This window comes from Marinobacter sp. L-13, from assembly GCF_056857715.1.
The window spans coordinates 55219-81338 of the sequence record NZ_JBSXNQ010000056.1 but is presented as its reverse complement, the minus strand read 5'-3'; the positions used below and the strand labels follow the sequence as shown (position 1 = coordinate 81338).

The following is a 26120-nucleotide window of genomic DNA, read 5'->3' as shown; positions in this document are numbered from 1 at the left end:
AAAACTGACTTCAGGAAAAACTATGCGTCCAAGCGGCAGAACGCCCGAACAACCCAGAGATGTTCGAATCACCCGCAACTACACCCGTCACGCCGAAGGCTCTGTGCTGGTGGAATTCGGGGACACAAAAGTCATCTGCACTGCCTCCGTCGAAAACAAGGTCCCTCCGTTTCTGAGGGGTGAAGGCAAGGGCTGGATCACCGCCGAATACGGCATGCTGCCCCGCTCTACCGGCAGCCGAATGGGCCGTGAAGCTGCCCGCGGCAAGCAGGGTGGCCGGACCGTCGAAATCCAGCGCCTGATTGGCCGTTCCCTGCGTGCAGCGGTGGATCTGACCGCTCTCGGTGAACACTCCATCACCATTGACTGCGATGTCATCCAGGCCGATGGCGGCACCCGCACCGCAGCCATCACCGGCGGCTGCGTGGCACTGGTTGATGCCCTGAACCACCTGGTTGCTGACAAGCGCCTCAAGAAATCTCCGCTCAAGCAGATGGTCGCCGCGCTTTCAGTCGGTGTTTACAAAGGCACCCCGGTGGTGGATCTGGACTACCCGGAAGACTCCGAAGCCGAAACCGACATGAACGTCATCATGACGGACCAGGGCGGTTTCATTGAGATTCAGGGGACTGCGGAAGGTGCACCGTTCGACCAGTCAGAACTGGACAGCATGCTGACTCTGGCCAAACAGGGTATTGAGCAGTTGTTTGAGATTCAGAAGGCGGCGCTGGAAGGCTGAATTCGAGTCTGGCGCCCGCGTGTCCGGAGGGGGGAACCTTTCCGGGACACGCTACTGTTCGAAAAACCTCACAAGCCCGGGGCGCCTGCGTGGCAACGCGTTCCCAGACTGTTGAGGGCCATGGATGGCCCGATTCAAGCGCACATGGATGTGCTTGTAGCGTGTCTGGGAAAGCGTTGCCGCGCAGGCGCCTTCCTCAGAGCTTAGAAGCCGATTTCGATGTCGTAATCCATGATCACGGGGGCGTGATCGGAGAAGCGGGTTGAGTCGTCAATCCAGCCATCTTCGATGGTCTTGCGGATTCCCGGTGTCAGCAGCTGGTAATCCACCCGGATGCCGGCATTCTTGCGGGAACCCTCGGCCTGCTCGGGCCACCAGGTGAACTGGTTGCTCTGCTTGTTGATCTCCCGGAAGCCGTCAACGCAGCCCATCTCATCGAACAGACGATCCAGCCAGGCACGCTCGTGGGGCAAGAAACCGGAGAAATCCAGTTTGTGGTACAGCGGGCTGGCGTCGGTTACGTGATGAGCAGTCTGCAGGTTGGCGCAGAAGATGAACTGACGGCGCTTACGGAGGGTCTTTTGCATGTGCAGACCGAAGGACTCCATGAATTCGTCCTTGTGGTCGAGAACCGTCAGGTCGTCCTCGCCAATCAGCTCGTCCTCACGACCCAGCGCACAGGGCGCCAATACGCAGGCAACCGAGACCTTGTCAAAATCGGCCTGAATGAACCGGCCTTCCCGATCGGCCTGTTCGTTGGCAAATCCATACATGATGGCCTTCGGGAAATGACGGGTGTATATGCCGACACCGCCATCTTCATTCTTTTCGCCATCAATAAAGTAGGCCTCGTAACCTTCCGGAATCAGGTTATAGTCCTCAATCTCATAGGCCCGCATGCGATGGTCCTGAACGCAGACCACGTCAGCGTCCTGCTCCGCCAGCCAGTCGAAAAAACCTTTTTCAACAGCCTGGGCGAGGCCATTGACGCTGATTGATACTACCCGCATACGTATTCCCTGATTCGGTTTGTGTGTATGATACCGTTTTTACGAGCTAATTAAAGATCAACACCCGCCAGAAGCCTTGTCATGCACGACTATCAGCAAAAATTTATCGAATTTGCCATCCGCCGGAATGTACTACGCTTTGGTGAGTTCACGCTCAAGTCAGGCCGAACCAGCCCCTACTTTTTCAATGCTGGACTTTTCAATACCGGGGACGACCTGCTTCAGTTAAGCAAGGCCTATGCCGCCGCGATCGCGCGCAGTGGCCTGGATTATGACATTATTTTCGGCCCTGCCTATAAGGGCATTCCGTTGGCCACGGTCACAGCAATGGCGCTGGCTACAGACGGTAACAGCAAACCCTTTGCGTTTAATCGTAAGGAAAAGAAAGATCATGGTGAGGGCGGCAACATTGTTGGCGCACCGTTGCAGGGCAAAGTACTGATTGTCGATGATGTGATCACCGCCGGTACCGCGATCCGGGAATCCATCGATATCATCCGGGCCACCGGGGCTGAACCTGCAGGCGTGCTGATTGCTCTGGATCGCCAGGAAAAAGGCAATGGCGAACTGTCTGCCATCCAGGAAGTGGAAAAGGAATTCGGTATTCCGGTCGTGAGCATTATTCGTCTCGAGCAGGTTTTGGACTATCTTAAAGCCAACCCGGAGTTTGCCGGGCATGCCGAAAAGGTAGCCAGTTATCGGGATCGTTACGGAGTCTGATTGATGGCCAATCGTCTGACCGCACTGTCTGTTAAAACAACGGCGCTGGCGCTTGCCCTGGGGTTTTCTGCCCAGGCGGCTGCCAATATGTACCGTTACACGGATGAGAACGGCCAGATCGTAATCAGCAGCACCATCCCCCAGGAAGCCACCAAGCGGGGCTATGACATCCTGAGCAACAATGGCCGCGTGATCGAAACCATTCCGCCGGCACCAACCGAAGAAGAAATTGCTGCCCGGGAAGCGGAAAAACAGCGCCAGAAGGAACTCGCAGAGCAGCGCGAGCAAGACCGCGCGCTGCTGAAACGCTTCAGCCATCCGGATCAGGCCGTGAAAGCCATGCACCGGAAAATCCGCGAGCTCGAGGGTCTTATCCAGCTCAAGCGCGGCAATATATCGGTGATATCGAGCCAGTTGGATAACGAACAGAGCCGGGCCGCCAACATGGAGCGGGCCGGTCGCGAGATTCCCGAGGGCACGCTGGACAAGATCCGGCGGCTGGAGGCCCAGATTCGCGACATTGAGCGGGAAATCACCTCACAAACCCAGGAAATCGAAGAACTGCGCAAGGCCTTCGAGGCCGACATAGAGCGCCTGGAAGAGGTTACCGGCGAGCCACGGACCTTACCGCTTGACCATACCGAAACCGAAAACTGATCCTTTTACTGGAAATGCCCAGCAGACTAAAAAGGCCACCGGTTTTACCCGGCGGCCTTTTGGTTTCACTCACCTATCGGTAATTCACTATCCGCGGCTCAGGCGGAAGCAGTACTCTTCTTGGCAGTGGAAGTGGTCTTGCGCGCAGTGGTCTTGCGTGCAGCCGTCTTCTTCGGCTCAACCGTTTTTTTCGCATCCTTCGCAGCGTCAGACACATCTTCCGCGGCTTCTGCAACTGCATCAGCGCCTTCGGCTGCTTCTTTTTCCAGCTTGGCGACCAGGTCACCAGCAAAGCTGCCAAAACGGCTGTTCAGGTTGCGCAGCTGATCGAACAGGCTATCGCTGTAGCCGTTGTAACGCTTGCGCAGGGTCTTCACGCTGTACTCGCGCGCTTCAGACTCGAGCTTCTCGGCGTAATCGAACGGCTTGGAAGCCAGCTTCTTCTGCTGCTCTTCAGCGGCGTTGATACCCTTGTCCACGATTTCCTGGAGCTGTTCCTGATAAGACTTGAGTTTACCCATGATAAATCCCCTTGGTTTCCTGAAAGTTCCAAGGCCCTGTCGAAACCAGTGCAACGAAGGCCTTACTTCAATCTCACCACCCAAGTTACGCCTTAAAATTAGAATGTTCATACTAAAAGCAGGAAGTGAACGAATAAGGGCTTTTACGGATTATTCACTTGATCCTGAAAACCCGGCTGGCATAATGCCGTGCTTTCACAGAAGCCCGTCTCCCCGTTTTATTCAGGCTCCATACGCTTAATCACCAAAGGCCTCGATCAGGCCCGTATGCGAGTAACCATGACCACCAGCAAAACCCGACAACCGCATTTCTTCATATTTCTTTTACCAGTGATTGCCGCCTCTTTCCTCCTTGCTGCCTGCCAGGAAGATTCCCGCGCCGTCAGCACCAGCTCTGACAGGGCCAGTGAAATCGCAGATTCGCGGCTGAACAAGGCGACCGACGGGCTCATGACCACACTTGGGCAGACTCGGGAAACCGGATATACAGCCACTGAGCCGAAGGAGTTGACATGGACAGCTCCACTGACCCGTGAGGACGGCTCGTCACTGGCACTTGGAGAGATTGCGGAATTCAGGGTCTACTATCGGTTCAGACACCAGGACAACTTCAAGGTTATCCACATTGAGAGTCCTGCAACCACAAGACTCTCTCTGGCGGAGATGGCGCCAGGCGCTTACGAGTTCGCCATCACCACCGTGGATATTCAGGGGTTGGAGAGCCGGCGCTCAACGCCGGTCAACGTCGATCTGATCTGACTGAGGTTTACCAGCGGAAAATCACCCAGCTAGGCACCAACATGTCGGACTCGGTTTCCCGGATCCAACCGCCGCCATCCGCCGGCACCAGGTAATACTCCGGTCCGACTTCCGGTACAACCTTGATTTCCATCAGCTGTCCGTTGACCCGGTATTCATAGAACACTTCCTGCTCACCCGGGCGAATAACAATCTCGGGGCCCTGGCTTGCAGGCTGGTAATCCGAGATCACCACTGGCTCGTCGGGAGTTGTCACCGGCGTCTCATCCAGAGCGCCTTCTTCCTGGGCCAGAGCAGCCAAAGGCAGACAGGCGAGCAACAAAGCCGGGCAGGCGATTCGTTTCATTTTCGTGATACCCTTTCGTCCATCGATTTCAGTACAGAGTTGCATAAGCCAACCCACGCTTCAATCAGATTCCGGACCTGTTTTGACATGACCAGCAAAAACACACCACCTGTGGTTCTTGTGGACGGATCGTCCTATCTTTTCCGTGCTTATCATGCACTTCCACCGCTCACCACAAGCAAGGATCATCCGACAGGAGCCATTAAAGGCGTGATCAGCATGCTCCGCCGCCTGGAGCAGGATTTTCCCGGGTCCAAGATGGTGGTGGTGTTCGACGCCAAGGGCAAAACCTTCCGGCACGATCTCTATGAAGAGTACAAGGCCAACCGACCTCCCATGCCGGAGGATCTCGCCTGCCAGATCGAGCCTATTCACGAGATCGTAAAGGCCATGGGGCTGCCGCTGCTAACGGTGACAGGCGTTGAGGCCGACGACGTGATCGGCACCCTTGCCAACGAAGCAACCAGCAAAGGCATCGATGTGGTGGTCTCCACCGGCGACAAGGACATGGCGCAGCTGGTCAGCGATCACGTTACGCTGATTAACACCATGACCGAGACCCGGATGGACCGGGACGGCGTGGTGGAGAAATTCGGCGTTACTCCGGAGCAGATTGTCGATTACCTGGCCCTGGTGGGCGATAAGGTGGACAACATCCCCGGCGTCAACAAGTGCGGACCGAAGACCGCGGTCAAATGGCTTCAGAGCTACGACAACCTGGACAACGTCATCGAACACGCCGACGATATCAAAGGCAAGATCGGTGAATACCTGCGGGACGCAACGGAGACCCTGCCCCTGAGCCGTGAACTGGCGACCATCCGCACCGACGTGGAACTGGATTTTGGCCTGGAAGACCTGAAACTCCGGGAGCAGGACGACCAGCAATTGCTTGAGCTGTTCAGGGAGTATGAATTCCGAAGCTGGATCGCCGAACTCGAAGAGGACGAAAGTTCCTCTTCCAGCAATGCCAGAGCCGGCGATGAAAACCCCAAACCGGAAACCGGCGAAAAAGACTACAGCATCATCACCGACCAGAAAGAACTGGATCAGTGGATGGAGCGCCTTGGGGCGGCGGAGCTGTTTGCCTTCGACACAGAGACCACCAGCCTTCGCTACATGGACGCCGAAATCGTCGGTGTGTCTTTCGCCATCGAACCCGGCGAGGCCGCCTATGTCCCCCTGGGGCACGATTATATGGGCGCTCCCGAGCAGCTGGACCGTGATCAGGTGCTGGACCAGCTTAAACCACTGCTGGAGAACCCCGGTCTGGCCAAGGTCGGCCAGAACCTGAAGTACGACAAGAACGTACTGGCCAACCACGGCATTACCCTGGAGGGCATTGCCGAAGACACCATGCTGGAATCCTACGTGCTGAATTCTGTCGCTACCCGGCACGACATGGACAGCCTTGCAATGTATTACCTGGGCGAGAAGACCATCAGCTTCGAATCCATTGCCGGCAAAGGCGCGAAACAGCTCACCTTCAACCAGATCGAACTGGAAAAGGCCGCACCCTATGCCGCCGAGGATGCGGACATTACCCTGCGCCTACACCAGACCTTGAGACCAAAACTGAAGGAAACCGGGAAGCTGGCCTCTGTCTACGAAGACATCGATTTGCCTCTGGTGCCGGTACTGTCGCGCATGGAGCAGCGCGGCACCCTGATCAGCGCCAGCACCCTGCGACAGCACAGCCAGGAACTGGCAGAGCGCATGGCGGAACTGGAAAAAGAAGCCCATGACGTGGCCGGCGAGACCTTCAACCTGGGTTCCACCAAGCAGCTGCAGGCGATTTTCTACGACAAGATGGGCCTGCCGGTGGTCAAGAAAACCCCCAAGGGCGCGCCATCAACGGCGGAACCGGTGCTGCAGGAACTCGCCCATGAACACGAGCTGCCGCGCCTGATCCTTGAGCACCGCAGCCTGAGCAAGCTGAAGTCTACGTACACCGACACCCTGCCGGAGCTGATTCACCATCGCACCGGCCGTGTGCACACTTCCTACCATCAAGCCGTCACCGCCACCGGTCGACTGTCGTCCTCCGAGCCCAACCTCCAGAATATCCCCATTCGCAGCGAGCAGGGCCGCCGAATACGGCAGGCGTTTATCGCACCCGAGGGTTACAAGCTGGTGGCTGCCGACTACTCCCAGATCGAGCTGAGGATCATGGCCCACCTCTCCGGGGACAAGGGACTGCTGAAAGCGTTTGAGAAGGGCGAAGACATTCACAAGGCAACGGCATCGGAAGTATTCGGGGTCAGCCTTGACGATGTGTCCTCAGACCAGCGTCGGAGCGCCAAGGCCATCAACTTCGGCCTGATCTACGGCATGTCCGCCTTTGGCCTTTCCCGGCAACTGGACGTTGAGCGCAAACTCGCCCAGCAATACATCGATCGTTATTTCGAACGCTATCCCGGCGTTCTTAAATACATGGACAACATCCGCAAACAGGCCCATGACGACGGTTTCGTGGAGACGCTCTTCGGCCGCCGCCTGTACCTGCCAGAGATAAACGCCCGCAACAAACAGCTGCAACAGGCTGCGGAGCGAACCGCTATCAACGCCCCGATGCAGGGTACTGCCGCGGATATCATCAAGCGGGCCATGGTGGATGTGGAGAACTGGCTGCTCAAAGAGCACGCCGATGAAGCTCGCATGACCATGCAGGTGCACGATGAACTGATTCTTGAGGTCAAAGAATCGGCACTCGACAAGATCCGATCAGGACTTGAGAAGCGCATGTCGGCAGCGGCCGAGCTGGACGTTCCCTTGCTGGTGGAAGCCGGCGTCGGCGACAACTGGGACGAAGCACACTGACACTCCCCAAAACAGGGCATGGACGCCCTTGCACGCACCGAAAACGCTCATACTTGCAAGCACTGAACCTGCCCTCAGCTTTCGCGGCTTGCCGCCAGGCCGCGGAGGTGCCAAGGCCGGCCGATTCTATCGCCTTTACGGCACGATATTCGCTACGATTCCAGAGTCGGCGCCGCCCCATCAGACACTCCGGGCTGCGCCATGTTGTGACACCCATCTCCGAGGCTCATACCATGACTTCTCTGGCATCTGAACGTAGCTGGCTGCTGGACCCCAGCGTGCTGAAACTGGTTCACCAGTGCCGCCGCCTGATTCACACGGAATTCGGCGTCAAACTGCACCTCACGGAAGAGCATCTGGAACAACAACTGGCCGATTACGCGCGGAAAACCCGCTCCAGTCAGCTGACTCGTGTTTGGGAGACCCTCAAAGAACGGGTTCCGCAGCTCAATATTGAGCCCGAGGAAGAAGATGACGGCCTCAAGCGTAACTACAGAGGCCAGGTCATTGCCGATGCTCCGCCCGCATCAGCGGAACAGGACGAGGAGGGACAGATCGACCCGCCACGGAAGAAAAAAGTCATCTACCGTGGCCAGGTGGTTGGCTGACCGGCCTTCAGCCGGCCAGATTCTCCGGATTTTAGAAGGACTTGCTTACTTCGAACGCAGCGCTCCAGGCGCTCAGATCGTACTCAGCAGCGTAAAGGCTTGGATCCTCGACACCAGGCGCCAGTTGCGCGATCTCGCTCGGGTTTTCATGCTGGTAATTCCGATCGTTGACTCGTGGATCGTCCGTGAACAAGAGCGTTCCAACCGCTACGTCGACCGTCCAGCCACTTTGGGCGTCAGCCCATTGGGCACCGAGAGTCAGCCAGTGACGATCACTGGAGGGAATTCGGGCGGTAACATACTGATTCACGGGCGACTCATCCCAGGCATATCCGGCTTTAAACGCCCATTCAGGCGAAGCCTGCCAGATAGCACCAGCGTTGATCTGCCAGCTGTTTTCCCATTGTTCGGTAACATGAGAAATCACAGCGCCTTCTTGCGGCGCACCACTAACGGCACCACCAGCTTCGGTGCTGACGATATCAAGCTCCTCGAATCGGCTCCAACGAGCGTAAGTTGCTCCAGCCAGAAGAGTAACGTTATCGGTAAGGCTGTGACGAAGCCCCAGGGTCGCGCTCTCAGGAATCGCAAGAGGCACCTTGATACTCTCTGAGGCGGACAGCGTCGGCCCCATCGGGTTGGACGGATTGGTTATGCCAGAGATTTCCAGGTCACCCTCCAGCTCGAGTTCCGTACCCGTCTGAAGCGTGAGGCCAATCTGAGTAGCGCTGGTCAGCTCATAAAGAAAGCCAACACGGAACGTCATGCCAACATCGTCACCCTCTGCATCCGCATAAGGCTCCTCAAGTGCAAGCGCCGCTGTCCCTACTTGAGCACTGATGTCCTGGTAGCGGCTCAAGCGTCCTTCCGCGTATAGGACATTCAAACCAACACCCATTGACAGGCCCTGGCCATTGTTAAGAGAAACCGAGGGCGTGAATGCGATCGCCGTGAGCTCTGTCTTGTCAGCGAAAAAACGCCCTGCAAAGTCGTTATCGTAATCCGCCGCCAAACCATAGGGCGCATGGATTCCAAAACCTACATCTATCGACTCGTTGATTTCATGACTTAGATAAAAATTCGGCAGCACCGCAGGGTCTGCAATATCCCCTCCGCTACTGGCCGGGCTTACAGGCACCGAGGGATTGTTTCTGGAGGTCCGGATACTACTTTCCTTGGCCTCAGCATCAATATCCAGAACCGCAGCACCAAACGAAATATTTGTGCCCGACAACTGGCTCATACCGGCGGGGTTAAAAAGAACGGTGGTCGCATTTTCGGGGTTGGCGGCGGCACCGGCGTTAGCGGTGCCCATCGCACTGGCGCTCTGCTCATTGAGGGAGAAGCCGCCTGCCAGGGTAGAGGCAGGTGCGGCGAGCGCCGCGAGGGTGGTAAGACGTACAGCTCGTGCAAGCGTTGAGGAACGGTGGTGGATGGTATCTCCTTATTGAATCGCGCGGAGTATACGCACCACCCCTTACTGGCCTCAAATGCCATCCCTAACGGTTCGGGGCCCTAACTTTCTACGACCAACGTCTTATGCTCAGCCGGTATTCAGTCATCCTGAATGGAAAGCTTGTCGACGGAAGACGAGAGCTTGTCGGCTCCCTGGGCGTCGGCACCCAGTTTGATCATCAGGCGCAGGTCGTTAGCAGAATCAGCATGAGCCAGGGCGTCCTCATAAGTAATCGACCCTTCTGCATAGAGCTGATAAAGCGCCTGGTCAAAGGTCTGCATGCCGGATTCGTTGGATTTGGACATCAGCTCTTTCAGCCGATGCACCTCGCCCTTCCGGATGAGGTCCGATACCAGCGGGGTATTGATCAGCACCTCGATAACCGCCTTACGGCCCTTGCCATCTGGCGTTGGCACCAGCTGCTGAGCCACGATCGCCTTGAGGTTCAGGGACAGGTCCATCCAGATCTGGTTGTGCTGTTCCGGCGGGAAGAACTGGATGATCCGGTCCAGCGCCTGGTTGGCGTTGTTGGCGTGCAGGGTCGCCAGACACAGGTGACCGGTCTCGGCGAATTGCACGGAATATTCCATGGTCTGCCGGGTACGAACCTCACCGATCAGAATAACGTCGGGTGCCTGGCGCAGGGTGTTCTTCAGGGCCACTTCAAAGCTCTCGGTGTCGATACCCACCTCGCGCTGGGTGACGATACAACCCTGATGCTGGTGCACGAATTCGATCGGGTCTTCGATGGAAATGATGTGGCCACGGCTGTTGCGGTTACGATGCCCGAGCATGGCCGCAAGGGACGTAGACTTGCCGGTACCGGTAGCGCCCACGAACATGATCAGGCCACGCTTGGTCATGGCCAGTTCCTTGATTACCTCCGGCAACGACAGATCATCGATTTGCGGGATCTTTACCTCGATCCGACGCAGCACCATCCCGCACAGGTTGCGCTGGAAAAAGGCAGAAACACGGAAACGGCCAATGCCACGGGCACTGATAGCGAAGTTACACTCATGGGTTTCCTCGAATTCGGCGCGCTGCTTGTCGTTCATGGCGCCGTAAACGAACTCCCTGGTCTGCTCCGGCGTCAACGCGTTCTTGGTGACCGGTAGAACCTTCCCGTTCACCTTCATACTCGGCGGCACACCCGCTGTAATAAACAGGTCCGAACCGCCCTTCTCCACCATCAGCCGTAACAGTTTTTCGAATTCCATTTTTTGTACCCAGCCTTCATCGTTTGGTGCCTGGGCGGGGCGGGTACAGCTTCCCGGGACACGCTGTGAATACGTCCATGTACGCTTGACTGCAGCATCCATGCTGCAGACAGTCCCGGGAAGCTGTACCCGCCCCACCCGTCAAACCATATTCGGGGAGTCTGACTGATTCCCCTTTGCTCCCGGCACCGATAATTCAGTTTCAGGAGCAAACCAGATTAAAAGTTGTCAGGCATCTTGGCCTTGGCCCGCGCTGCTTCTCGGGAAATAAGCCCTTTCTGCAGCAGCCGCTCGAGGCACTGATCCAGCGTTTGCATGCCCAGGGAACCACCGGTCTGGATTGATGAGTACATCTGGGCAATCTTGTCTTCCCGAATCAGGTTCCGGATCGCAGACGTACCAATCATGATCTCGTGCGCGGCAATGCGGCCGCCGCCCATTTTCTTCATCAGGGTCTGGGATATAACTGCCTGCAGGGATTCTGACAGCATCGACCGCACCATGGACTTTTCCTCCGCCGGGAACACGTCGACCACACGGTCAATGGTCTTGGCGGCAGAGGTGGTGTGCAGGGTGCCGAACACAAGGTGGCCCGTTTCGGCCGCCGTCAGCGCGAGGCGGATGGTTTCCAGATCCCGAAGCTCACCCACCAGAATGATGTCGGGGTCTTCCCGCAGTGCTGAACGCAGTGCTTCGTTGAAGCCCAGGGTATCGCGGTGAACTTCACGCTGGTTGACCAGACATTTCTTGGAGTCGTGTACAAATTCAATGGGGTCTTCAATGGTAAGAACGTGTTCGTAGCGGGTGTCGTTGATGTAATCGATCATCGCCGCCAGCGTGGTGGACTTACCCGAGCCGGTCGGGCCGGTCACCAGAACCAGCCCCCGGGGCACTGAAGACACGTCCTTGAACACCTGCCCCATACCCAGATCTTCCATGGTCAGTACTTTGGAAGGGATGGTCCGGAACACGGCGCCTGCGCCACGGTTCTGGTTAAAAGCGTTAACACGGAAACGGGCGACGCCCGGAACTTCGAAGGAGAAGTCGGTTTCCAGGAATTCCTCGTAGTCCTTACGCTGCTTGTCATTCATGATGTCGTAGATGAGCCCGTGGACTTCTTTGTGCTCCATGGGCGGCAGGTTGATGCGGCGTACATCACCATCAACACGAATCATCGGGGGCAAACCGGCAGAGAGGTGCAAGTCAGACGCACCCTGTTTCGCCGAAAAGGCAAGCAGTTCAGTAATATCCATAGGAATCCTCGGAAGGCTTTTTCTTTTATCCCGGTAGCTTCCGCCCGGCGGGGCCCCGGCGCGGTTCACTTGGCATTTCAGTGACCTGCGGGTAACGTGTCACCGTACAAGTGACAGACCGAGCGTGGCATTCTCACACTATGAGCAGCATAGCAGACAACATCGGGAGCGTAACCCGACGCATACAAAAAGCAACATTGCAGGCAGGCCGTGCGCCCGGGTCTGTGCATTTGCTCGCCGTCAGCAAAACCCGACCACCGGAAGACCTGCGGGAAGCCTTCGCTGCCGGGCAGCGGGCCTTTGGTGAGAACTACCTCCAGGAGGCCCTCGAGAAGATCGAGGCGCTTTCAGATCTCGAGGGCGTCGACTGGCATTTCATCGGGCCGATCCAGTCCAACAAGACGCGACAGATGGCCTCCGCCTTTGCCTGGGTGCACAGCGTCGACCGACTCAAGATTGCCCGTCGCCTGAGCGAACAGCGCGATCCTGCGCTGCCGCCATTGAATATCTGTCTTCAGGTCAATATTAATGAGGAAGAGAGCAAATCCGGCTGCACTCTGGATGAGCTGCCGGATCTGGTGGCCGAAATCGGCGAATTGCCGAACCTCATCTTGCGAGGCCTGATGGCCATTCCGGACCCGGATCAGCCTGAAGCAGGATTGAGAGCCAGTTTCCGGAAACTTGCCAATACTCTGAAACAGCTGCGGTCAGACCATCCCGACGCCGGCCCACTCGACACACTGTCGATAGGCATGTCCGGCGACCTGGAAGTCGCGATTGCGGAAGGCGCCACCTGGGTACGGGTCGGCACTGCCCTATTCGGCAAACGCCCAGTAAAGAGCTGAACCGGCCGGTTCCTGCTATGATCAGGGCCGGACGTTTAACCGATCAACCGGGGAGTTAACCTTGAGCACATCACCAACCATTTCTTTTATTGGCGCCGGCAACATGGCCAGCGCCATCATTGGCGGTATGCTGGATAACGGCTATAAGGCCGGCAATATCTGGGTCAGCGCGCCGGATGACGCGCACCTGCAGACAATCCGCAAGCGCTTCGGCGTTAGCGTCACCACAGACAACCGGTACTGCGCCCAGCAGGCTGACATGGTAGTTCTGGCGGTGAAACCCCAGGTCATGGCCGATGTCTGTCGCGACATTGCACCAGTGGTCCAGAACACTCGCCCACTGATGGTATCCATCGCCGCCGGCCTGACAGCGGATACCCTCGATGGTTGGCTTGGTGGCGGCCTGCCGATGGTTCGGGTAATGCCCAACACACCGTCCCTGGTCGGCAAAGGGGCTGCAGGCCTGTTTGCCAACAAAGAAGTGAAAGACAAACAGAAGAAGATGGTGGAATCGGTGTTCGAAAGCATCGGGTCAGCGCTCTGGGTTGAGGACGAAAACCTGCTGCACGCGGTTACCGCCCTCTCCGGCAGCGGCCCCGCCTATTTCTTCCTGATGCTTGAGGCGCTTGAGGAAGCGGCCACCGAGGCTGGCATCGCCGCCGGAACCGCGAGGGAACTGGCTATCCAGACCATGGCGGGAGCCGCGGAAATGGCCGGTCGAAGCGAGCACGATCCCGGCCAGCTCAAGCGTAATGTGATGTCTCCTGGCGGAACCACCGAACAGGCCATCAACACGTTCGAGGAAGGTGGTATGCGCGATCTGGTAGCCAAAGCGTACAAGGCCGCCTTCAAGCGTTCGGAAGAAATGGCCAAAGAACTGGCAGGCAAACAGTAACCGATAACGGAGACACGGCTTCATGCTGGCAGATATTCTGATTACCATCCTGCTCATCGCATCCACCTTTTACCTGACCATTGTGCTGCTTCGGTTCCTGCTTCAACTGGCCAGGGCCGACTTCTACAATCCCATCACTCAATTCGTGGTCAAGGCCACCAATCCACCGCTACGCCCGCTACAGCGGGTTATTCCTGGCCTGGGCGGTTTCGATGGAGCTTCGCTGGTTCTTGCAGTCATCATTCAGGGCATCACCTTCTTCCTGATCCTGGTGGCGCTGAACGGCGGCATTCCGGCCATAAATCCGATTACGCTGCTGGTGTGGGCGGTACTGAACGTACTGGACCTGATCGTGAAGATCTATTTCTGGTCGGTAATTGCAGTGGTCGTCGTCAGTTGGATCGCGCCGGGCAGCGGCCATCCGGCCATCCAGCTGGTCGCCCAGATCACCGAGCCGGTCATGCGCCCGGTGCGCAATATCATGCCCTCCATGGGCGGCCTGGACCTGTCACCCATCATCGTTTTCCTGATTCTGAACGTGATCTCAGTGGTGATTGAACACATGAAAATGGCCGCAGGCCTCGGCTCCATCGGGCTCGGTATGTAAACGCCGTCTCAAATATACATTTTGTAACACTTAGCCACGAAATCCATCATTCCCGAGCTGCAAAGTCATGTAACTGATTTTGCAGCTTTTTTAGTGAATTTCCGGCAAGTTTGGCCACTTCTTCCACTCCGGCCCAGCCACAAACTTGGAAATAACAGGATAGTATTAACGGTAATTAATCCGTCACCCGTGAGCACCCCGTTCTGAGCGGGATACCAGGAAGTCGCGCAGAAGGAAAATCCGATGAACCAACAGGGAACTCTGTCGCAGCAGGTAGAGGCTTATCACAACTGGAAAAAAGAGCTGATCCGCCAGATCGGCAGGTACCGGCTGTGGCTGCAGGATAACAATCTGTTCTCCGACGATGTCAGCACCCGCATACGCCACGGGCTGGAGCTGCTGATTGAGGATGAACTGACCATTGCGTTTGTCGGCGAATACTCCCGCGGTAAAACCGAACTGATCAACGCCCTGTTCTTCTCCGAGTATGGCCAGCGCATGCTGCCGTCCCAGGCGGGGCGCACGACCATGTGCCCCACGGAGCTGTTCTTCGATCGCAGCGCCAATGAAAACTACCTGCTCCTGCTTCCCATCGAGACCCGAAACGGCGAACTGTCCCTGCAGCAGTTGCGCAAGCAGCCGGAACGCTGGGTCAAACATGAGCTGGATGAGCGCGACCCTGAGATCATGCGGGAGGTGCTTGCCGAGGTTGCCCGCGTCAAGAGTGTGCCACCTGAGGAGGCTCGCGCACTCGGCTTCGACGAAGGCATGCTCGAGAATGATCGCAACAACCCGGGCAATGTACTCGTACCTGCCTGGCGGAACGCACAGATCAGCATCCGCCACCCCCTGTTCGAGCGCGGCCTGCGGATCCTCGATACGCCGGGCCTGAATGCTCTTGGCTCCGAGCCGGAGCTGACGATCAGCATGCTGCCCCGCGCCCATGCGGTGATCTTTGTGCTGAGTGCCGACACCGGTGTGACTGCCAGCGACATGACCATCTGGAAAGAGCACATCGACACCCAGCACGCCGATCATCGCGCCGGCCGCTTTGCCGTGCTGAACAAGATCGACGTGCTCTGGGATGACCTCCAGGGCGAGCGCCACACTAACGAGGCGATTGAGCGGGTGCGCGGTTATACGGCCGACCACCTGGGCATGCGCCAGCACGATGTCATCCCGGTTTCTGCCAAGCAGGGGCTGGTCGCAAGGGTGAAGAAAGACAACGACCTGTTCGACCGTTCCAATATCAATCAGCTTGAGCAGCTGATTATCCAGCGCATCCTCATGCACAAGGAACAGCTGATCACCCAGAGTCTGATCAACGACCTGCTGGGCATGCTCCAGAACAGCCAGGCAGCAATGCAGTACCGCCTCGAATCCCTGGAGGAAGAGCTTCAGGCGTGCGCGGGCGTTACCATGGACAAGGCAGCGCTGGGCCGCCTCGCAGAACGCGCCCAGAAAGACTACGACTTTTACTACAAGAAGCTGATCACCCTGCGCTCCAGCCGTCGCCTCATGGACTCCCAGGGCGACCTGTTGAAGAAGCTGGTGAGCGAAGACCGCTTCGAAGCCCATGCGGAACATGTACGTACCAGTATGTCGAAGAGCTGGACCACTGCGGGGATGAACCGCGCCATGGATCAGTTTTTCGAACTGCTCGAAAGCGACTTGACCAACCTTCTGAGCGAAGGGCACCTGGCCGAAAAAATGGTGGGCGCGATTTACCGTCGCTATAACGAAGACAACCGGGCACGTCACCTTGAGCCCATCCCGCTGCGGGCCGGGCGCCATGTTATTGCCATCCGCGAGTTGCGCAAAAAAGCGAGACGCTTCCGCATCAGTCCGAAGAACCTGCTCACCGAGCAGTCGGTCCTGGTTCGCCGTTTTTTCAATGTCATGGTGGGCGAAGCCCGCACACTGCATGCCCGTGTACGCCAGGACGTTGAGCGCTGGCCATCGGAAGCCCTGCTACCGATCATGCAGTATTCCATGGAGCAGAAGCAGCTTCTGGAGCACCAGATCCGGCGCCTTCGCGATATGGTCCGCAACGACAAGGACAGCCGCACCGAGCGCCTGCGCCTGACCAACACCATTGCCGACCTGCGCAGGCAACTGGAACTGGCCGACGCGATGCAGCGCCAGATCCGCAAACCGGCCCCCACCCTGATCCAGCAAAAAGTGGTGAACATCTCCGGCGCTGTGTAGTGTCCCGCAAGCGCGACCATTCAGGCGGTTGCAGCCATCACGCCCCGGCTTTAAACTGCTGGGCTGGCGATGGCTTTGTCATTGCTTTTCCAGACACTTACGGATCGAACCAGGAACCATTCGCGCCGATGCCTGATACCCTGCCTGCGGATTCTGTCGGGATTGTCTCCCCGCAGACCTATCATTTCGACGCTCCCATCGATCTGGCCTGCGGCCAGTCCCTGGAAAACTATGACCTGGTGGTGGAAACCTACGGCACCCTGAATGCCGACGCCAGCAATGCCGTTCTTATCTGCCATGCCTTGAGTGGCCATCACCACGCGGCCGGCTACCACTCTGCCGAGGACCGCAAACCCGGCTGGTGGGACAGCTGTATCGGCCCCGGAAAACCCATCGATACCGATCGTTTTTTTGTTGTCAGCCTGAACAATCTGGGGGGCTGCCACGGCAGCACCGGCCCCAACAGCATCAATCCCGAAACCGGAAAGCCGTTTGGCCCGGAGTTTCCGGTTATCACCGTGGGCGACTGGGTCAAGAGTCAGGCGCTGCTGGCAGATCGGCTCGGCATTCAATGCTGGGCGGCCGTTGTTGGCGGTTCCCTCGGCGGCATGCAGGCCCTGCAGTGGAGCCTGGACTACCCCGATCGCCTGCGGCATGCGGTGGTGATTGCGTCCACTCCGCGATTGACCGCCCAGAATATTGCCTTCAATGAAGTGGCACGCCAGGCAATAACCTCTGATCGGGAGTTTCACGACGGGCGCTATTACGACTTTGATACGGTTCCCAGGCGTGGTCTTATGCTGGCGCGGATGGTTGGCCATATCACGTATCTGTCTGATGCCTCCATGGGCGAGAAATTTGGCCGCGAACTCCGTGACCAGGCTTACAAGTTTGGTTATGACGCGGAGTTCCAGGTCGAGAGCTACCTCCGCTATCAGGGCGAACGCTTTTCCGAATCGTTTGACGCCAACACCTACCTGTTGATGACCCGTGCCCTGGACTACTTTGATCCGGCCTACGAGTTTGGCGGCGACCTCTCGAAAGCACTGGCAGCGGCCAGTTGCGAATACCTGGTGTTGTCATTCAGCACCGACTGGCGCTTCACGCCGGCCCGCTCGGAAGAAATGGTCAATGCCATGATTGGCGCGCGCAGGAAGGTCAGCTACGCCGAGGTGGACGCACCCTGGGGGCACGACGCGTTTCTGATTCCGACCCCGCGGTACACTGACATCTTTAACGCCTATATGGACCGGGTAGCACGGGAGGTCGGCGCATGAGACCGGATCTCGAAATCATCCAGCAGTGGGTTCAGCCCGGCCACCATGTTCTGGACCTGGGCTGTGGCGACGGCACTCTTCTTGATTTCCTCCAGCGGGAACGGGGTGCCAGTGGCTTCGGCCTGGAGATAAACCCGGACCACATCACCGCCTGCATGGGCCGCGGAGTGGCGGTTATCGAACAGAACCTGGACACCCAGGGGCTGGGGAACTTTGAAGATGGCAGTTTCGATATTGTTCTGATGACCCAGGCGCTTCAGGCGGTCCGGCGTCCTGACAGGGTACTGGATGAAATGCTGCGGGTTGGCAGCGAAGGCATCGTGACCTTCCCCAACTTTGCTCATTGGCGATTGCGCTGGGGACTGACTTTGAGCGGTCGTATGCCCGAATCCGAGGCACTGCCGTATAAATGGTATAACACGCCCAACATAAGGTTGTGCACCTTCAAGGATTTTGAGGCACTGTGCCGTCAGAAAGGCATCAGGATCAAAAGCCGCCGGGTGGTTGATGGCCAGCACCAGAACAGTTGGCTGGCTCGTCTCTGGCCGAACTTGTTGGGCGAAATTGCCATTTACCGAATCACACGGGAGACCTAGCAATGATCGCAAAAACCTTTTCCACATTCCGTACGCTGCTGGCAATCACGCTGATTGGCCTGTTCAGCCTGCAGGCACAGGCCGGCTCGAAGGATTTCGGAGACTACAAGGTACTCTGGAGTGTCCTGCCCAGCACCTTCCTGGCTCCGGAAGTCGCCCAGGCCAATAATCTTCAGCGGAGCAAGGGCATAGGCATCGTCAATATCTCCATCATGGAGGAAAACGACGATGGCTCAATGTCCCCGGTGAGCGGCCAGGTCGAGGGCAAGGTAACCAACGATGTCCAGCAGGTACGCTTCCTGGCGTTCCGCCGCATCCAGGAGGGCGACTCCGTGTACTTTATTGCCAAGTATCAGTATTCCTCCGGCGAACTGATGACTTTCAATATTACCGCACGCCCTACCGGACACCAGCAGGACCTGGCGGTACGGTTTGCTCACACACTGTTCAGCGATTAAGCCTATATGACCAACCGACTTGTCATCGCCAGCAATAACAGGGGCAAAATCGCCGAGTTGACCGAGCTCCTGGCACCTCTTGGCATGACGCCGATTGCCCAGGGCGAACTGGGCGTCGGTGAAGCCGAGGAGCCGGCGGTCACCTTTGTAGAAAACGCGATTCTCAAGGCGCGCCACGCGGCCCGGGAAACCGGGCTGCCAGCACTCGCTGACGACAGTGGTCTGGCGGTGGACGCGCTTGAAGGCCGCCCGGGCGTGCGCTCTGCCCGCTTTGCCGGCGATGATGCAACCGATCAGGACAATGTGGACGCCCTGCTGGACGCCATGGCGGGCGTGCCGGACGGGCAACGGGGCGCCCAGTTTCACTGTGTGCTGGTATACCTGCGCCATGCCGAAGACCCGACCCCGATCATCTGCCATGGCCGCTGGCCGGGCTCGATCCTCAGATCCCCTCAGGGCGATGGCGGCTTCGGTTATGACCCGGTGTTCCTGGCACCAGAGCATGGCTGCAGTGCGGCGGAACTGTCCCGCGCCGAAAAGGGCAGCATCAGCCACCGCGGACGCGCCCTGAAGATTCTGCTGGATCAGCTGAAGGCCGAGGCCTGAAACAGTTGAGTAATACCAGCCCCGGGGACGATCAGCAGCCAGCGGCGGTTAGGCCGCCGTTGAGCCTCTATATTCACGTACCCTGGTGCGTGCGGAAGTGCCCCTACTGTGACTTCAACTCCCACGCTTTCACCGGGACAATCCCGGAATCCGCCTATCTGCAGGCTCTGCTCGAAGATCTCGACCAGGACCTGGCCTTTGCCACCGATCGACCAATAGAGACCGTGTTCATCGGAGGCGGCACTCCGTCCCTGATGAGCGGCGACTTCTACGATCGCCTGTTCAGGGAACTGCGGGCACGCCTTGCCTTCGCCACAAATCCCGAAATTACCCTGGAAGCCAACCCCGGCACGCTCGAAGCCGGCCGGTTCGACGCGTTCCGGGCAGCGGGCATCAACCGTCTGTCCATCGGGGTCCAGAGTTTCAATCCCGACCATCTCAAAACGCTGGGGCGCATTCACGATGCCGATGCCGCCCACCGGGCCATACGCGCCGCTCGCCGTGCCGGGTTCGATAACTTCAATATCGATCTGATGCACGGTCTGCCGGGCCAGACGCCCGGGCAGGCACTTGAGGACATCCAGACTGCCCTGGACTACAAACCACCGCATCTCTCCTGGTACCAGCTGACCCTCGAGCCCAATACCGAGTTTTACAGCCGTCCGCCAGAACTGCCCGACGACGATCATCTCTGGGACATCTATCGCCGGGGTTCCGATTACCTGCACCAACACGGCTACGAGGATTACGAAGTCTCGGCCTGGAGCCTCCAGGGAAGGGCCTCCCGTCACAATCTGAACTACTGGACGTTCGGGGACTACCTGGCCCTCGGGGCTGGGGCCCACGGCAAGATCAGCCTGGTGGACGGGGGTATCAGGCGATACTGGAAGACCCGGCAGCCGGACGCTTACCTGAACCGGATCGGCAGCCGAACGGCCGGTTCTGATGCGATTGCCGTGGACGATCTGCCGCTGGAATTCCTGATGAACGCCCTCAGACTGAAAGAAGGAGTGGATGAAAGCCTTTTTTCTGAACGAACGGGTTTACCCCTGACAACAGTTGGAGTAAAACTTGAACAACTGCGGAATGAAAAGCTGCTGGTAAGCGATCGACTCCAGGCAACCGACCTGGGCCAGAGATACCTTAACAGCCTGTTGGAGCGTTTTCTGTAATGGACCCTGCACACGGAGTGGCAGCATTTCCCAAAAGCCTGAAAGCCAGCCTGGTCGTGGCTGCCGTGCTGCTGTTCGCTCTGCTTATGGTCAACCAGCCTCTGCAGACGGCATCAGCACCCCAGGGTATCGTGAGCTATCAGCTGGCCGGGACTGCCGATCAGGCCCACGCCATTTTTCGCAGCTGGGGAAGCGAAGGGGTTGCCTGGGCGAAGGTTTCGCTGTGGCTGGACTTCCTGTTCATTCCTGCCTACATGCTGGCCCTGATTCATCTTACCCGGCACTTTACCCGTGATCGCCCCGGCATTCGCGAGCGGGTGGGTGCCCGTTGGGTACGGGCCCTGTTCGCAACTGCCGGCCTGAGCGACGGTGCAGAGAACATTCTGTTGCTGAACAATTTCAACCCGCCCACCGATGAGATGAGCCTGTCCGCAACCCTATGCGCACTCATCAAATTCACGGCGCTCACGCTCGGCATCGCCGGGCTGGTCATCATCCGGGCGTCACGGCGCCACCCGCTCGCGCATCACTGACCCCCGATCAACGCCTCTTAATTGGTGCGATAGAACAACAGGTCCCAGACACCGTGACCGAGGGTTTCGCCCCGCTTCTCAAACTTGGTAATTGGACGGTCGTCAGGGCGCGGTGAATAGCCACCGGTCTCCTGGGTGTTGGCAAAGCCCTCGGACTCGCTCATCACCTCGAGCATATGCTCGGCATAATTCTCCCAGTCGGTCGCCAGGTGCAGAATGCCGCCTACCCTCAACTTGTGACGAACCCGCTGGACAAACTCGTGCTGGATCAGCCGGCGCTTGTGATGCTTTTTCTTGTGCCAGGGATCGGGGAAGAACACCATCACGCGATCCAGGCACGCATCCGGAAGGCAGAGGTCAATCACATCGTTGGCATCAATACTGTAAATCCGGACGTTTTCCAGGCCACGGTCCTCGATCTCCTTGAGCAACGCGCCAACACCGGGCTGATGAACTTCAACCCCGATAAAATCCTGTTCGGGAGCGGCCTCAGCCATGTCGGCCAGGGACCGCCCCATACCAAAACCGATTTCCAGGTTCAGCATGTTGTCGCGGCCGAACACTTCCCTGGGATCAATCATTCCGTCCTCACGGGTCAGCCCGTACTTCGGCCAGCTCCGCTCGAACGCCTTTTTCTGGCCTTCCGTCATCCGGCCCTGGCGCAAAACAAAGCTGCGCACACCGCGACGGGTGGTGACCGGCGAATCGGCGGCCTCTTTGGGATCTTGCGGTTCTTTATGGTCTGTCATCTGCAATCCTTAACCGCAGGCAGCGGGTCATGGTTAACGGGATTTGCCAACAGTTTACCAGAGTGTTGTCGCTCAGGCGGAGACCACCGAGTTGCGGCCCTGCTGTCGGTCGAGCTGCCGGTAACCCAGAGCCTCAACCAGATGGCTCTGTCGTAGCTCCTCGCTGCCTTCAAGATCGGCAAGCGTTCGGGCAACTCGCAATATGCGGTGCAGTGCACGGGCCGAAAGCCCCAGCTTTTCCATGGCACCGGTGAGCAACTGCTCGCCCTGGCGATCCAGCCGGCACGCAGCCTGCAACGCACGCCCGGACAAGGCCGCATTCAGGCAACCCCGCTCTGATTGCCGGGCTCTGGCAATCAGGACACGCTCCCGGACGGTGGCGCTGGTTTCGCCATCCCCGCCCGACTGCATCAATACGTCGCCACCCTGCACAGGCACCTCCACATGCAGATCAAACCTGTCCAGAAGGGGGCCGGAAATTTTCGACCGGTAACGGGTAACCTGTTGCGGCGTACACTGACACTCGATGGTGGGATGACCACTGTAGCCACAGGGGCAGGGATTCATTGCAGCCACGACCTGAAATCGCGCCGGAAAATTCACCTGCCGTGCTGCCCGGCTGATCGAGATTTCGCCGGTTTCCATCGGCTCACGCAGGACCTCCAGCACCCGGCGTTCAAACTCTGGCAACTCGTCGAGAAACAGTACGCCCCGGTGAGCCAGTGAGATTTCTCCGGGCCTCGGGCTGCTGCCGCCGCCCACCAGGGCCACCGCTGAAGCGGTATGATGGGGCGCCCGGAAAGGCGGCTGGCGCCAGCCCCCGGCCCGAATCGGCAGCCCGGCCACCGAATGCACGCTGGCGACTTCCATGGCGGAGCCATCATCCAGCCCCGGAAGAATGCCGGGCAAACGACTGGCCAGCATACTCTTGCCGGTTCCCGGTGGGCCGAAGAACAGCAGATTGTGGCTGCCTGCCGCAGCCACTTCCAGTGCACGGCGGGGAACTCGCTGACCACGGACATCCGACAGGTCCGGCACTTCCCTGTTGCTGCCCGGCGCCTGTTCCAGCGAGGACCTGGGCACCGGCACCAGGCGGGCGCGGCCACTCAGGTGCTCGCACACGGCCAGCAGGTGGCCGGAAGCCAGAACGTCACCCTGGCTGGCCAGGGCCGCCTCCTCGGCATTGCCCTGGGGAACCAGCAGGTTTCGTTGCTCCTGCCGGGCGGCTAATACCGCCGGCAGCACGCCTTTAAGCGGCCTCAATGCACCATCAAGGGACAATTCGCCGAGAAATTCGCAGTCCGAAAGGCTCTCGGCCGGAATCTGGCCCGAGGCCGCCAGAATGCCCAGGGCAATAGGCAGATCAAAGCGACCACCCTCTTTGGGCAAGTCGGCAGGGGCAAGATTAATGGTGATTCTCCGGGCGGGGAACTCGAACCCGGCGTTCAGAAGGGCACTGCGAACACGCTCTTTGCTCTCCCTTACACCGGTTTCCGGCAGCCCCACAATCGAGAGCGCAGGCAAGCCGCCTGAGAGATGGACTTCAACGGTAACGGCGGGCGCCGACACGCCAATGGTGGCGCGGGAATGAACGATAGCAAGCATGACAACCTTCCATGGTAATGACCGGAACTGCTTGCCCGGCGTCCTGCCGGGCGTGTCCGTGGTTTACTGTTTTGGCAGGGAATTTTCCAGTTCGGCTACCCGCTTCTCGAGTGCGTCCACCTTTTCACGGGTCTTCAGCAGGACCGCCTGCTGGGCGTCGAACTCTTCCCTCGTTACCAACTCCAGGCGGGACAGGACGGACATCACGGTGGCCCGGGCCTGGGTTTCAAAATCTTCCCGTGCAGCGCGGGCCATGTCCGGTACAAACTGGCCAAACTGGCCCTGCAGCTGAGCAAAAATATCCTGTGGACCTTTCACACATCACCTCACACATTTCTGAAATATCCGGCTTCGACTAAAAGAGAGGGCCTGTTACCGGTTTGCAGGAGTGTATCACACCGCAGCCCCTGCCATACTGTAGGCGGTCGGCCCTATAATAGCGGTCGAACGGTCAGGCAGCCCGCTCCAATTTGGCTCACTGGCCGGCTACCCGCTTCATTTTGGTGCACAACTTTGCGCCATTCTGGTACGCGGATATCGTAGCCTGTTGTTTTAAATATATTTTTTTGCGTTGGCATACCCGATGCTAAAGCTCTCGTACGCAATCCGCACGATTGGTGTGCGAGGTGGCAGCATCCCGAGCTCAACAACCGGCCGACGGGCCCTCACTGTTGAGACGGCTTTACCAAGGAGAAAGCAATGAAACTTGTGACAGCGATCATCAAGCCTTTCAAATTGGACGATGTCCGTGAGGCATTATCCGAGATTGGCGTTCAAGGCGTAACCGTCACTGAAGTCAAAGGCTTCGGTCGGCAAAAAGGCCACACAGAACTCTATCGTGGCGCGGAATACGTGGTGGATTTCCTGCCCAAGGTGAAGGTGGAAGTTGCTATCGGCGACAACCTTCTGGACCAAGTTATCGAGTCCATCACCAAGGCGGCCAACACCGGCAAGATCGGTGACGGCAAGATCTTCGTGACTGAACTGGCTCAAGCCATCCGGATCCGGACTGGCGAAACCGGCGAAGAAGCGGTCTGAACCAGCTCTGATTTTTCGATCAGCCAACGCAAAAAAATTTATAACCTGAAAAGCCTCGTGCGGAGGGCTTCATATGGAAAGCAATCTTAATCACATTTTTGAACTCCAGTATGCGCTGGATACCTTTTACTTCCTGATTTGCGGTGCCCTGGTCATGTGGATGGCCGCTGGCTTTGCCATGCTGGAAGCCGGCCTGGTGCGTGCCAAGAACACCACTGAAATCCTGACCAAGAACGTGGCCCTGTTTGCGGTCGCCTGTACCATGTACCTGATTGTCGGCTACGACATCATGTACGACGGCGGTATCTTCCTGAGCGGTGTAACAACCGTTGCCGAGATGGACGACGCAGCGATCGCGGGCGTTATTGCAGCCTCCACTGAAGCCGGCTTCGGCGACATGGGCGAATACAGTGGCGCTTCTGACTTCTTCTTCCAGGTTGTTTTCGTTGCAACCGCCATGTCCATCGTTTCCGGCGCCGTGGCTGAGCGCATGAAGCTCTGGGCCTTCCTGGCTTTCGCCATCGTTATGTGTGGCTTCATCTACCCGATGCAGGGTTCCTGGACCTGGAACGGCGACGCGGTATTCGGCATGTACGAGCTGAGCTACAGCGACTACGCCGGTTCCGGTATCGTTCACATGGCAGGCGCAGCAGCGGCCCTGGCAGGCGTTCTTCTCCTCGGTGCCCGTAAAGGCAAGTACGGCGCCAAAGGCGAAATCCGTGCCTTCCCGGGCGCCAACCTGCCCCTGGCAACGCTTGGTACCTTCATCCTCTGGATGGGCTGGTTCGGCTTTAACGGCGGCTCCACCCTGAAGCTGGGTGGCATCGGTGTCGCCAACGAAGTTGCCAACGTGTTCCTGAACACCAACGCAGCTGCAGCCGGTGGCCTGATTGCCGCCCTGATCGTGGCACGCCTGATGTTCGGCAAAGCGGACCTGACCATGGCCCTGAACGGTGCCCTGGCTGGCCTGGTTGCCATCACTGCAGAGCCGGCGGATCCTTCTCCCCTGCTGGCCACCATCATCGGCGCCATTGGCGGCACCCTGGTTGTCTTCTCCATCGTAACCATGGACAAGCTGCGCATTGACGACCCGGTCGGTGCCATCTCTGTCCACGGCGTGGTGGGTATCTGGGGTATCTTCGCGGTTCTCCTGTCCGACGCAGACGCTACCTTCATGGGTCAGCTGGTCGGCATGCTCACCATCTTCATCTGGGTGTTCGTCACCAGCCTGATCGTCTGGGGCATCCTGAAAGCCGTCATGGGCATCAGGGTTTCCGAGGAAGACGAGTACGAAGGTGTGGATCTGTCCGAGTGCGGCATGGAAGCCTATCCGGAGTTTGTCAGCGGCAAGCAGTAATCGTTGACACGAGCAACGAAAAAGGGCGCCATCTGGCGCCCTTTTTTTGTCTGCTTTGTCTGCCC

At 58.2% G+C, this 26120-nt stretch carries 27 protein-coding genes; 18 read left to right on the top strand and 9 right to left on the bottom strand.

Annotation, left to right across the window (positions count from 1 at the left end; all coding sequences use genetic code 11):
- The first annotated feature begins 22 nt into the window (after positions 1-22).
- On the top strand, positions 23-739 hold the full coding sequence (gene rph, locus AC13DD_RS12275; RefSeq protein WP_064228396.1) for a ribonuclease PH: 717 nt from the start codon (positions 23-25) through the stop codon (positions 737-739).
- Between the two features lie 203 nt (positions 740-942).
- Here the strand turns inward: rph and AC13DD_RS12270 are convergent, their stop codons facing one another.
- On the bottom strand, positions 943-1749 hold the full coding sequence (locus AC13DD_RS12270; protein ID WP_008174210.1) for an exodeoxyribonuclease III: 807 nt from the start codon (positions 1747-1749) through the stop codon (positions 943-945).
- Between the two features lie 81 nt (positions 1750-1830).
- Here AC13DD_RS12270 and pyrE point away from each other — a divergent pair, with 81 nt between their 5' ends.
- Together pyrE and AC13DD_RS12260 are read left to right on the top strand one after the other, a co-directional pair.
- Positions 1831-2469 carry an orotate phosphoribosyltransferase gene (gene pyrE, locus AC13DD_RS12265; protein ID WP_439531832.1) on the top strand — a complete coding sequence of 213 codons (639 nt, stop codon included), beginning with the start codon at positions 1831-1833 and terminating at the stop codon, positions 2467-2469.
- 3 nt (positions 2470-2472) lie between these two features.
- Positions 2473-3126 (top strand): DUF4124 domain-containing protein, encoded by a 654-nt coding sequence (locus tag AC13DD_RS12260; RefSeq protein WP_421867534.1) that lies wholly within the window; start codon positions 2473-2475, stop codon positions 3124-3126.
- 98 nt (positions 3127-3224) lie between these two features.
- Here AC13DD_RS12260 and AC13DD_RS12255 read toward each other — a convergent pair whose 3' ends face one another.
- Entirely contained in the window at positions 3225-3647 is a 423-nt protein-coding gene (locus AC13DD_RS12255) for a hypothetical protein (RefSeq protein ID WP_014575893.1), read from the bottom strand.
- Positions 3648-3926: 279 nt separating this feature from the next.
- On the opposite strand from AC13DD_RS12255, the gene AC13DD_RS12250 reads away from it, so the two are divergent.
- Positions 3927-4406, top strand: a complete 480-nt coding sequence (locus AC13DD_RS12250) for a fibronectin type III domain-containing protein (protein ID WP_482931223.1) — start codon at positions 3927-3929, stop codon at positions 4404-4406.
- A 7-nt stretch (positions 4407-4413) separates the two neighbouring features.
- Here AC13DD_RS12250 and AC13DD_RS12245 read toward each other — a convergent pair whose 3' ends face one another.
- Positions 4414-4752 carry a DUF2782 domain-containing protein gene (locus tag AC13DD_RS12245; RefSeq protein ID WP_008174197.1) on the bottom strand — a complete coding sequence of 113 codons (339 nt, stop codon included), beginning with the start codon at positions 4750-4752 and terminating at the stop codon, positions 4414-4416.
- An 87-nt stretch (positions 4753-4839) separates the two neighbouring features.
- Here AC13DD_RS12245 and polA point away from each other — a divergent pair, with 87 nt between their 5' ends.
- Both polA and AC13DD_RS12235 read left to right on the top strand, forming a co-directional pair.
- Entirely contained in the window at positions 4840-7572 is a 2733-nt protein-coding gene (gene polA, locus AC13DD_RS12240) for a DNA polymerase I (protein ID WP_482931222.1), read from the top strand.
- A gap of 233 nt (positions 7573-7805) precedes the next feature.
- Complete coding sequence (locus AC13DD_RS12235) at positions 7806-8180, top strand: hypothetical protein (protein WP_008174194.1); 375 nt, start codon at positions 7806-7808, stop codon at positions 8178-8180.
- 31 nt (positions 8181-8211) lie between these two features.
- Here AC13DD_RS12235 and AC13DD_RS12230 read toward each other — a convergent pair whose 3' ends face one another.
- The 3 genes from AC13DD_RS12230 to AC13DD_RS12220 all read right to left on the bottom strand — a co-directional run bounded on the left by AC13DD_RS12230 (position 8212) and on the right by AC13DD_RS12220 (position 12109).
- Positions 8212-9495, bottom strand: a complete 1284-nt coding sequence (locus AC13DD_RS12230; RefSeq protein WP_008174193.1) for an OmpP1/FadL family transporter — start codon at positions 9493-9495, stop codon at positions 8212-8214.
- Between the two features lie 239 nt (positions 9496-9734).
- Positions 9735-10856, bottom strand: a complete 1122-nt coding sequence (locus AC13DD_RS12225; protein WP_008174191.1) for a PilT/PilU family type 4a pilus ATPase — start codon at positions 10854-10856, stop codon at positions 9735-9737.
- Positions 10857-11074: 218 nt separating this feature from the next.
- The gene (locus tag AC13DD_RS12220) at positions 11075-12109 is read right to left on the bottom strand and encodes a type IV pilus twitching motility protein PilT (RefSeq protein ID WP_008174189.1); all 1035 of its coding nucleotides are present in this window, start codon (positions 12107-12109) and stop codon (positions 11075-11077) included.
- Between the two features lie 140 nt (positions 12110-12249).
- On the opposite strand from AC13DD_RS12220, the gene AC13DD_RS12215 reads away from it, so the two are divergent.
- From AC13DD_RS12215 to AC13DD_RS12170, 10 genes are all read left to right on the top strand, one after another.
- On the top strand, positions 12250-12954 hold the full coding sequence (locus AC13DD_RS12215; RefSeq protein WP_104271533.1) for a YggS family pyridoxal phosphate-dependent enzyme: 705 nt from the start codon (positions 12250-12252) through the stop codon (positions 12952-12954).
- A 61-nt stretch (positions 12955-13015) separates the two neighbouring features.
- Complete coding sequence (proC, locus tag AC13DD_RS12210) at positions 13016-13849, top strand: pyrroline-5-carboxylate reductase (RefSeq protein WP_014575886.1); 834 nt, start codon at positions 13016-13018, stop codon at positions 13847-13849.
- Between the two features lie 22 nt (positions 13850-13871).
- Positions 13872-14456 (top strand): YggT family protein, encoded by a 585-nt coding sequence (locus AC13DD_RS12205; RefSeq protein ID WP_008174183.1) that lies wholly within the window; start codon positions 13872-13874, stop codon positions 14454-14456.
- Positions 14457-14699: 243 nt separating this feature from the next.
- The gene (locus AC13DD_RS12200; protein WP_008174181.1) at positions 14700-16664 is read left to right on the top strand and encodes a dynamin family protein; all 1965 of its coding nucleotides are present in this window, start codon (positions 14700-14702) and stop codon (positions 16662-16664) included.
- Between the two features lie 128 nt (positions 16665-16792).
- Entirely contained in the window at positions 16793-17941 is a 1149-nt protein-coding gene (gene metX / locus AC13DD_RS12195) for a homoserine O-succinyltransferase MetX (RefSeq protein ID WP_008174179.1), read from the top strand.
- Entirely contained in the window at positions 17938-18537 is a 600-nt protein-coding gene (gene metW, locus AC13DD_RS12190; protein WP_008174176.1) for a methionine biosynthesis protein MetW, read from the top strand. The genes metX and metW overlap by 4 nt, the downstream gene beginning before the upstream one ends.
- Before the next feature lie 2 nt (positions 18538-18539).
- Positions 18540-18995: a DUF4426 domain-containing protein gene (locus tag AC13DD_RS12185; protein WP_273018333.1), complete on the top strand. Its 456-nt coding sequence runs from the start codon at positions 18540-18542 to the stop codon at positions 18993-18995.
- Between the two features lie 6 nt (positions 18996-19001).
- Positions 19002-19601 (top strand): RdgB/HAM1 family non-canonical purine NTP pyrophosphatase, encoded by a 600-nt coding sequence (gene rdgB, locus AC13DD_RS12180; protein ID WP_008174172.1) that lies wholly within the window; start codon positions 19002-19004, stop codon positions 19599-19601.
- Positions 19602-19606: 5 nt separating this feature from the next.
- Positions 19607-20773, top strand: coding sequence for a radical SAM family heme chaperone HemW (hemW, locus tag AC13DD_RS12175; protein WP_273071545.1), 1167 nt, complete (start codon positions 19607-19609; stop codon positions 20771-20773).
- Positions 20773-21306 carry a hypothetical protein gene (locus AC13DD_RS12170; RefSeq protein WP_008174168.1) on the top strand — a complete coding sequence of 178 codons (534 nt, stop codon included), beginning with the start codon at positions 20773-20775 and terminating at the stop codon, positions 21304-21306. The genes hemW and AC13DD_RS12170 overlap by 1 nt, the downstream gene beginning before the upstream one ends.
- A 17-nt stretch (positions 21307-21323) precedes the next feature.
- Here the strand turns inward: AC13DD_RS12170 and trmB are convergent, their stop codons facing one another.
- From trmB to AC13DD_RS12155, 3 genes are all read right to left on the bottom strand, one after another.
- Entirely contained in the window at positions 21324-22055 is a 732-nt protein-coding gene (gene trmB, locus AC13DD_RS12165) for a tRNA (guanosine(46)-N7)-methyltransferase TrmB (RefSeq protein WP_008174166.1), read from the bottom strand.
- Positions 22056-22127: 72 nt separating this feature from the next.
- Complete coding sequence (locus AC13DD_RS12160; RefSeq protein ID WP_273018330.1) at positions 22128-23660, bottom strand: YifB family Mg chelatase-like AAA ATPase; 1533 nt, start codon at positions 23658-23660, stop codon at positions 22128-22130.
- Positions 23661-23723: 63 nt separating this feature from the next.
- Positions 23724-23978: an accessory factor UbiK family protein gene (locus tag AC13DD_RS12155; RefSeq protein ID WP_008173270.1), complete on the bottom strand. Its 255-nt coding sequence runs from the start codon at positions 23976-23978 to the stop codon at positions 23724-23726.
- Between the two features lie 381 nt (positions 23979-24359).
- On the opposite strand from AC13DD_RS12155, the gene glnK reads away from it, so the two are divergent.
- Positions 24360-24698 (top strand): P-II family nitrogen regulator, encoded by a 339-nt coding sequence (gene glnK / locus AC13DD_RS12150; RefSeq protein ID WP_008173268.1) that lies wholly within the window; start codon positions 24360-24362, stop codon positions 24696-24698.
- Between the two features lie 73 nt (positions 24699-24771).
- Positions 24772-26055: an ammonium transporter gene (locus AC13DD_RS12145; protein ID WP_008173267.1), complete on the top strand. Its 1284-nt coding sequence runs from the start codon at positions 24772-24774 to the stop codon at positions 26053-26055.
- Positions 26056-26120 lie beyond the last annotated feature (65 nt).

Bases quoted from the DNA above. Each gene is read 5' to 3' on its own strand.
- rph (WP_064228396.1), top strand. From the start codon at position 23: ATGCGTCCAAGCGGCAGAACGCCCGAACAACCCAGAGATGTTCGAATC.
- AC13DD_RS12270 (WP_008174210.1), bottom strand. From the start codon at position 1,749: ATGCGGGTAGTATCAATCAGCGTCAATGGCCTCGCCCAGGCTGTTGAA.
- pyrE (WP_439531832.1), top strand. From the start codon at position 1,831: ATGCACGACTATCAGCAAAAATTTATCGAATTTGCCATCCGCCGGAAT.
- AC13DD_RS12260 (WP_421867534.1), top strand. From the start codon at position 2,473: ATGGCCAATCGTCTGACCGCACTGTCTGTTAAAACAACGGCGCTGGCG.
- AC13DD_RS12255 (WP_014575893.1), bottom strand. From the start codon at position 3,647: ATGGGTAAACTCAAGTCTTATCAGGAACAGCTCCAGGAAATCGTGGAC.
- AC13DD_RS12250 (WP_482931223.1), top strand. From the start codon at position 3,927: ATGACCACCAGCAAAACCCGACAACCGCATTTCTTCATATTTCTTTTA.
- AC13DD_RS12245 (WP_008174197.1), bottom strand. From the start codon at position 4,752: ATGAAACGAATCGCCTGCCCGGCTTTGTTGCTCGCCTGTCTGCCTTTG.
- polA (WP_482931222.1), top strand. From the start codon at position 4,840: ATGACCAGCAAAAACACACCACCTGTGGTTCTTGTGGACGGATCGTCC.
- AC13DD_RS12235 (WP_008174194.1), top strand. From the start codon at position 7,806: ATGACTTCTCTGGCATCTGAACGTAGCTGGCTGCTGGACCCCAGCGTG.
- AC13DD_RS12230 (WP_008174193.1), bottom strand. From the start codon at position 9,495: ATGGGCACCGCTAACGCCGGTGCCGCCGCCAACCCCGAAAATGCGACC.
- AC13DD_RS12225 (WP_008174191.1), bottom strand. From the start codon at position 10,856: ATGGAATTCGAAAAACTGTTACGGCTGATGGTGGAGAAGGGCGGTTCG.
- AC13DD_RS12220 (WP_008174189.1), bottom strand. From the start codon at position 12,109: ATGGATATTACTGAACTGCTTGCCTTTTCGGCGAAACAGGGTGCGTCT.
- AC13DD_RS12215 (WP_104271533.1), top strand. From the start codon at position 12,250: ATGAGCAGCATAGCAGACAACATCGGGAGCGTAACCCGACGCATACAA.
- AC13DD_RS12205 (WP_008174183.1), top strand. From the start codon at position 13,872: ATGCTGGCAGATATTCTGATTACCATCCTGCTCATCGCATCCACCTTT.
- AC13DD_RS12200 (WP_008174181.1), top strand. From the start codon at position 14,700: ATGAACCAACAGGGAACTCTGTCGCAGCAGGTAGAGGCTTATCACAAC.
- metX (WP_008174179.1), top strand. From the start codon at position 16,793: ATGCCTGATACCCTGCCTGCGGATTCTGTCGGGATTGTCTCCCCGCAG.
- metW (WP_008174176.1), top strand. From the start codon at position 17,938: ATGAGACCGGATCTCGAAATCATCCAGCAGTGGGTTCAGCCCGGCCAC.
- AC13DD_RS12185 (WP_273018333.1), top strand. From the start codon at position 18,540: ATGATCGCAAAAACCTTTTCCACATTCCGTACGCTGCTGGCAATCACG.
- rdgB (WP_008174172.1), top strand. From the start codon at position 19,002: ATGACCAACCGACTTGTCATCGCCAGCAATAACAGGGGCAAAATCGCC.
- AC13DD_RS12170 (WP_008174168.1), top strand. From the start codon at position 20,773: ATGGACCCTGCACACGGAGTGGCAGCATTTCCCAAAAGCCTGAAAGCC.
- trmB (WP_008174166.1), bottom strand. From the start codon at position 22,055: ATGACAGACCATAAAGAACCGCAAGATCCCAAAGAGGCCGCCGATTCG.
- AC13DD_RS12160 (WP_273018330.1), bottom strand. From the start codon at position 23,660: ATGCTTGCTATCGTTCATTCCCGCGCCACCATTGGCGTGTCGGCGCCC.
- glnK (WP_008173268.1), top strand. From the start codon at position 24,360: ATGAAACTTGTGACAGCGATCATCAAGCCTTTCAAATTGGACGATGTC.
- AC13DD_RS12145 (WP_008173267.1), top strand. From the start codon at position 24,772: ATGGAAAGCAATCTTAATCACATTTTTGAACTCCAGTATGCGCTGGAT.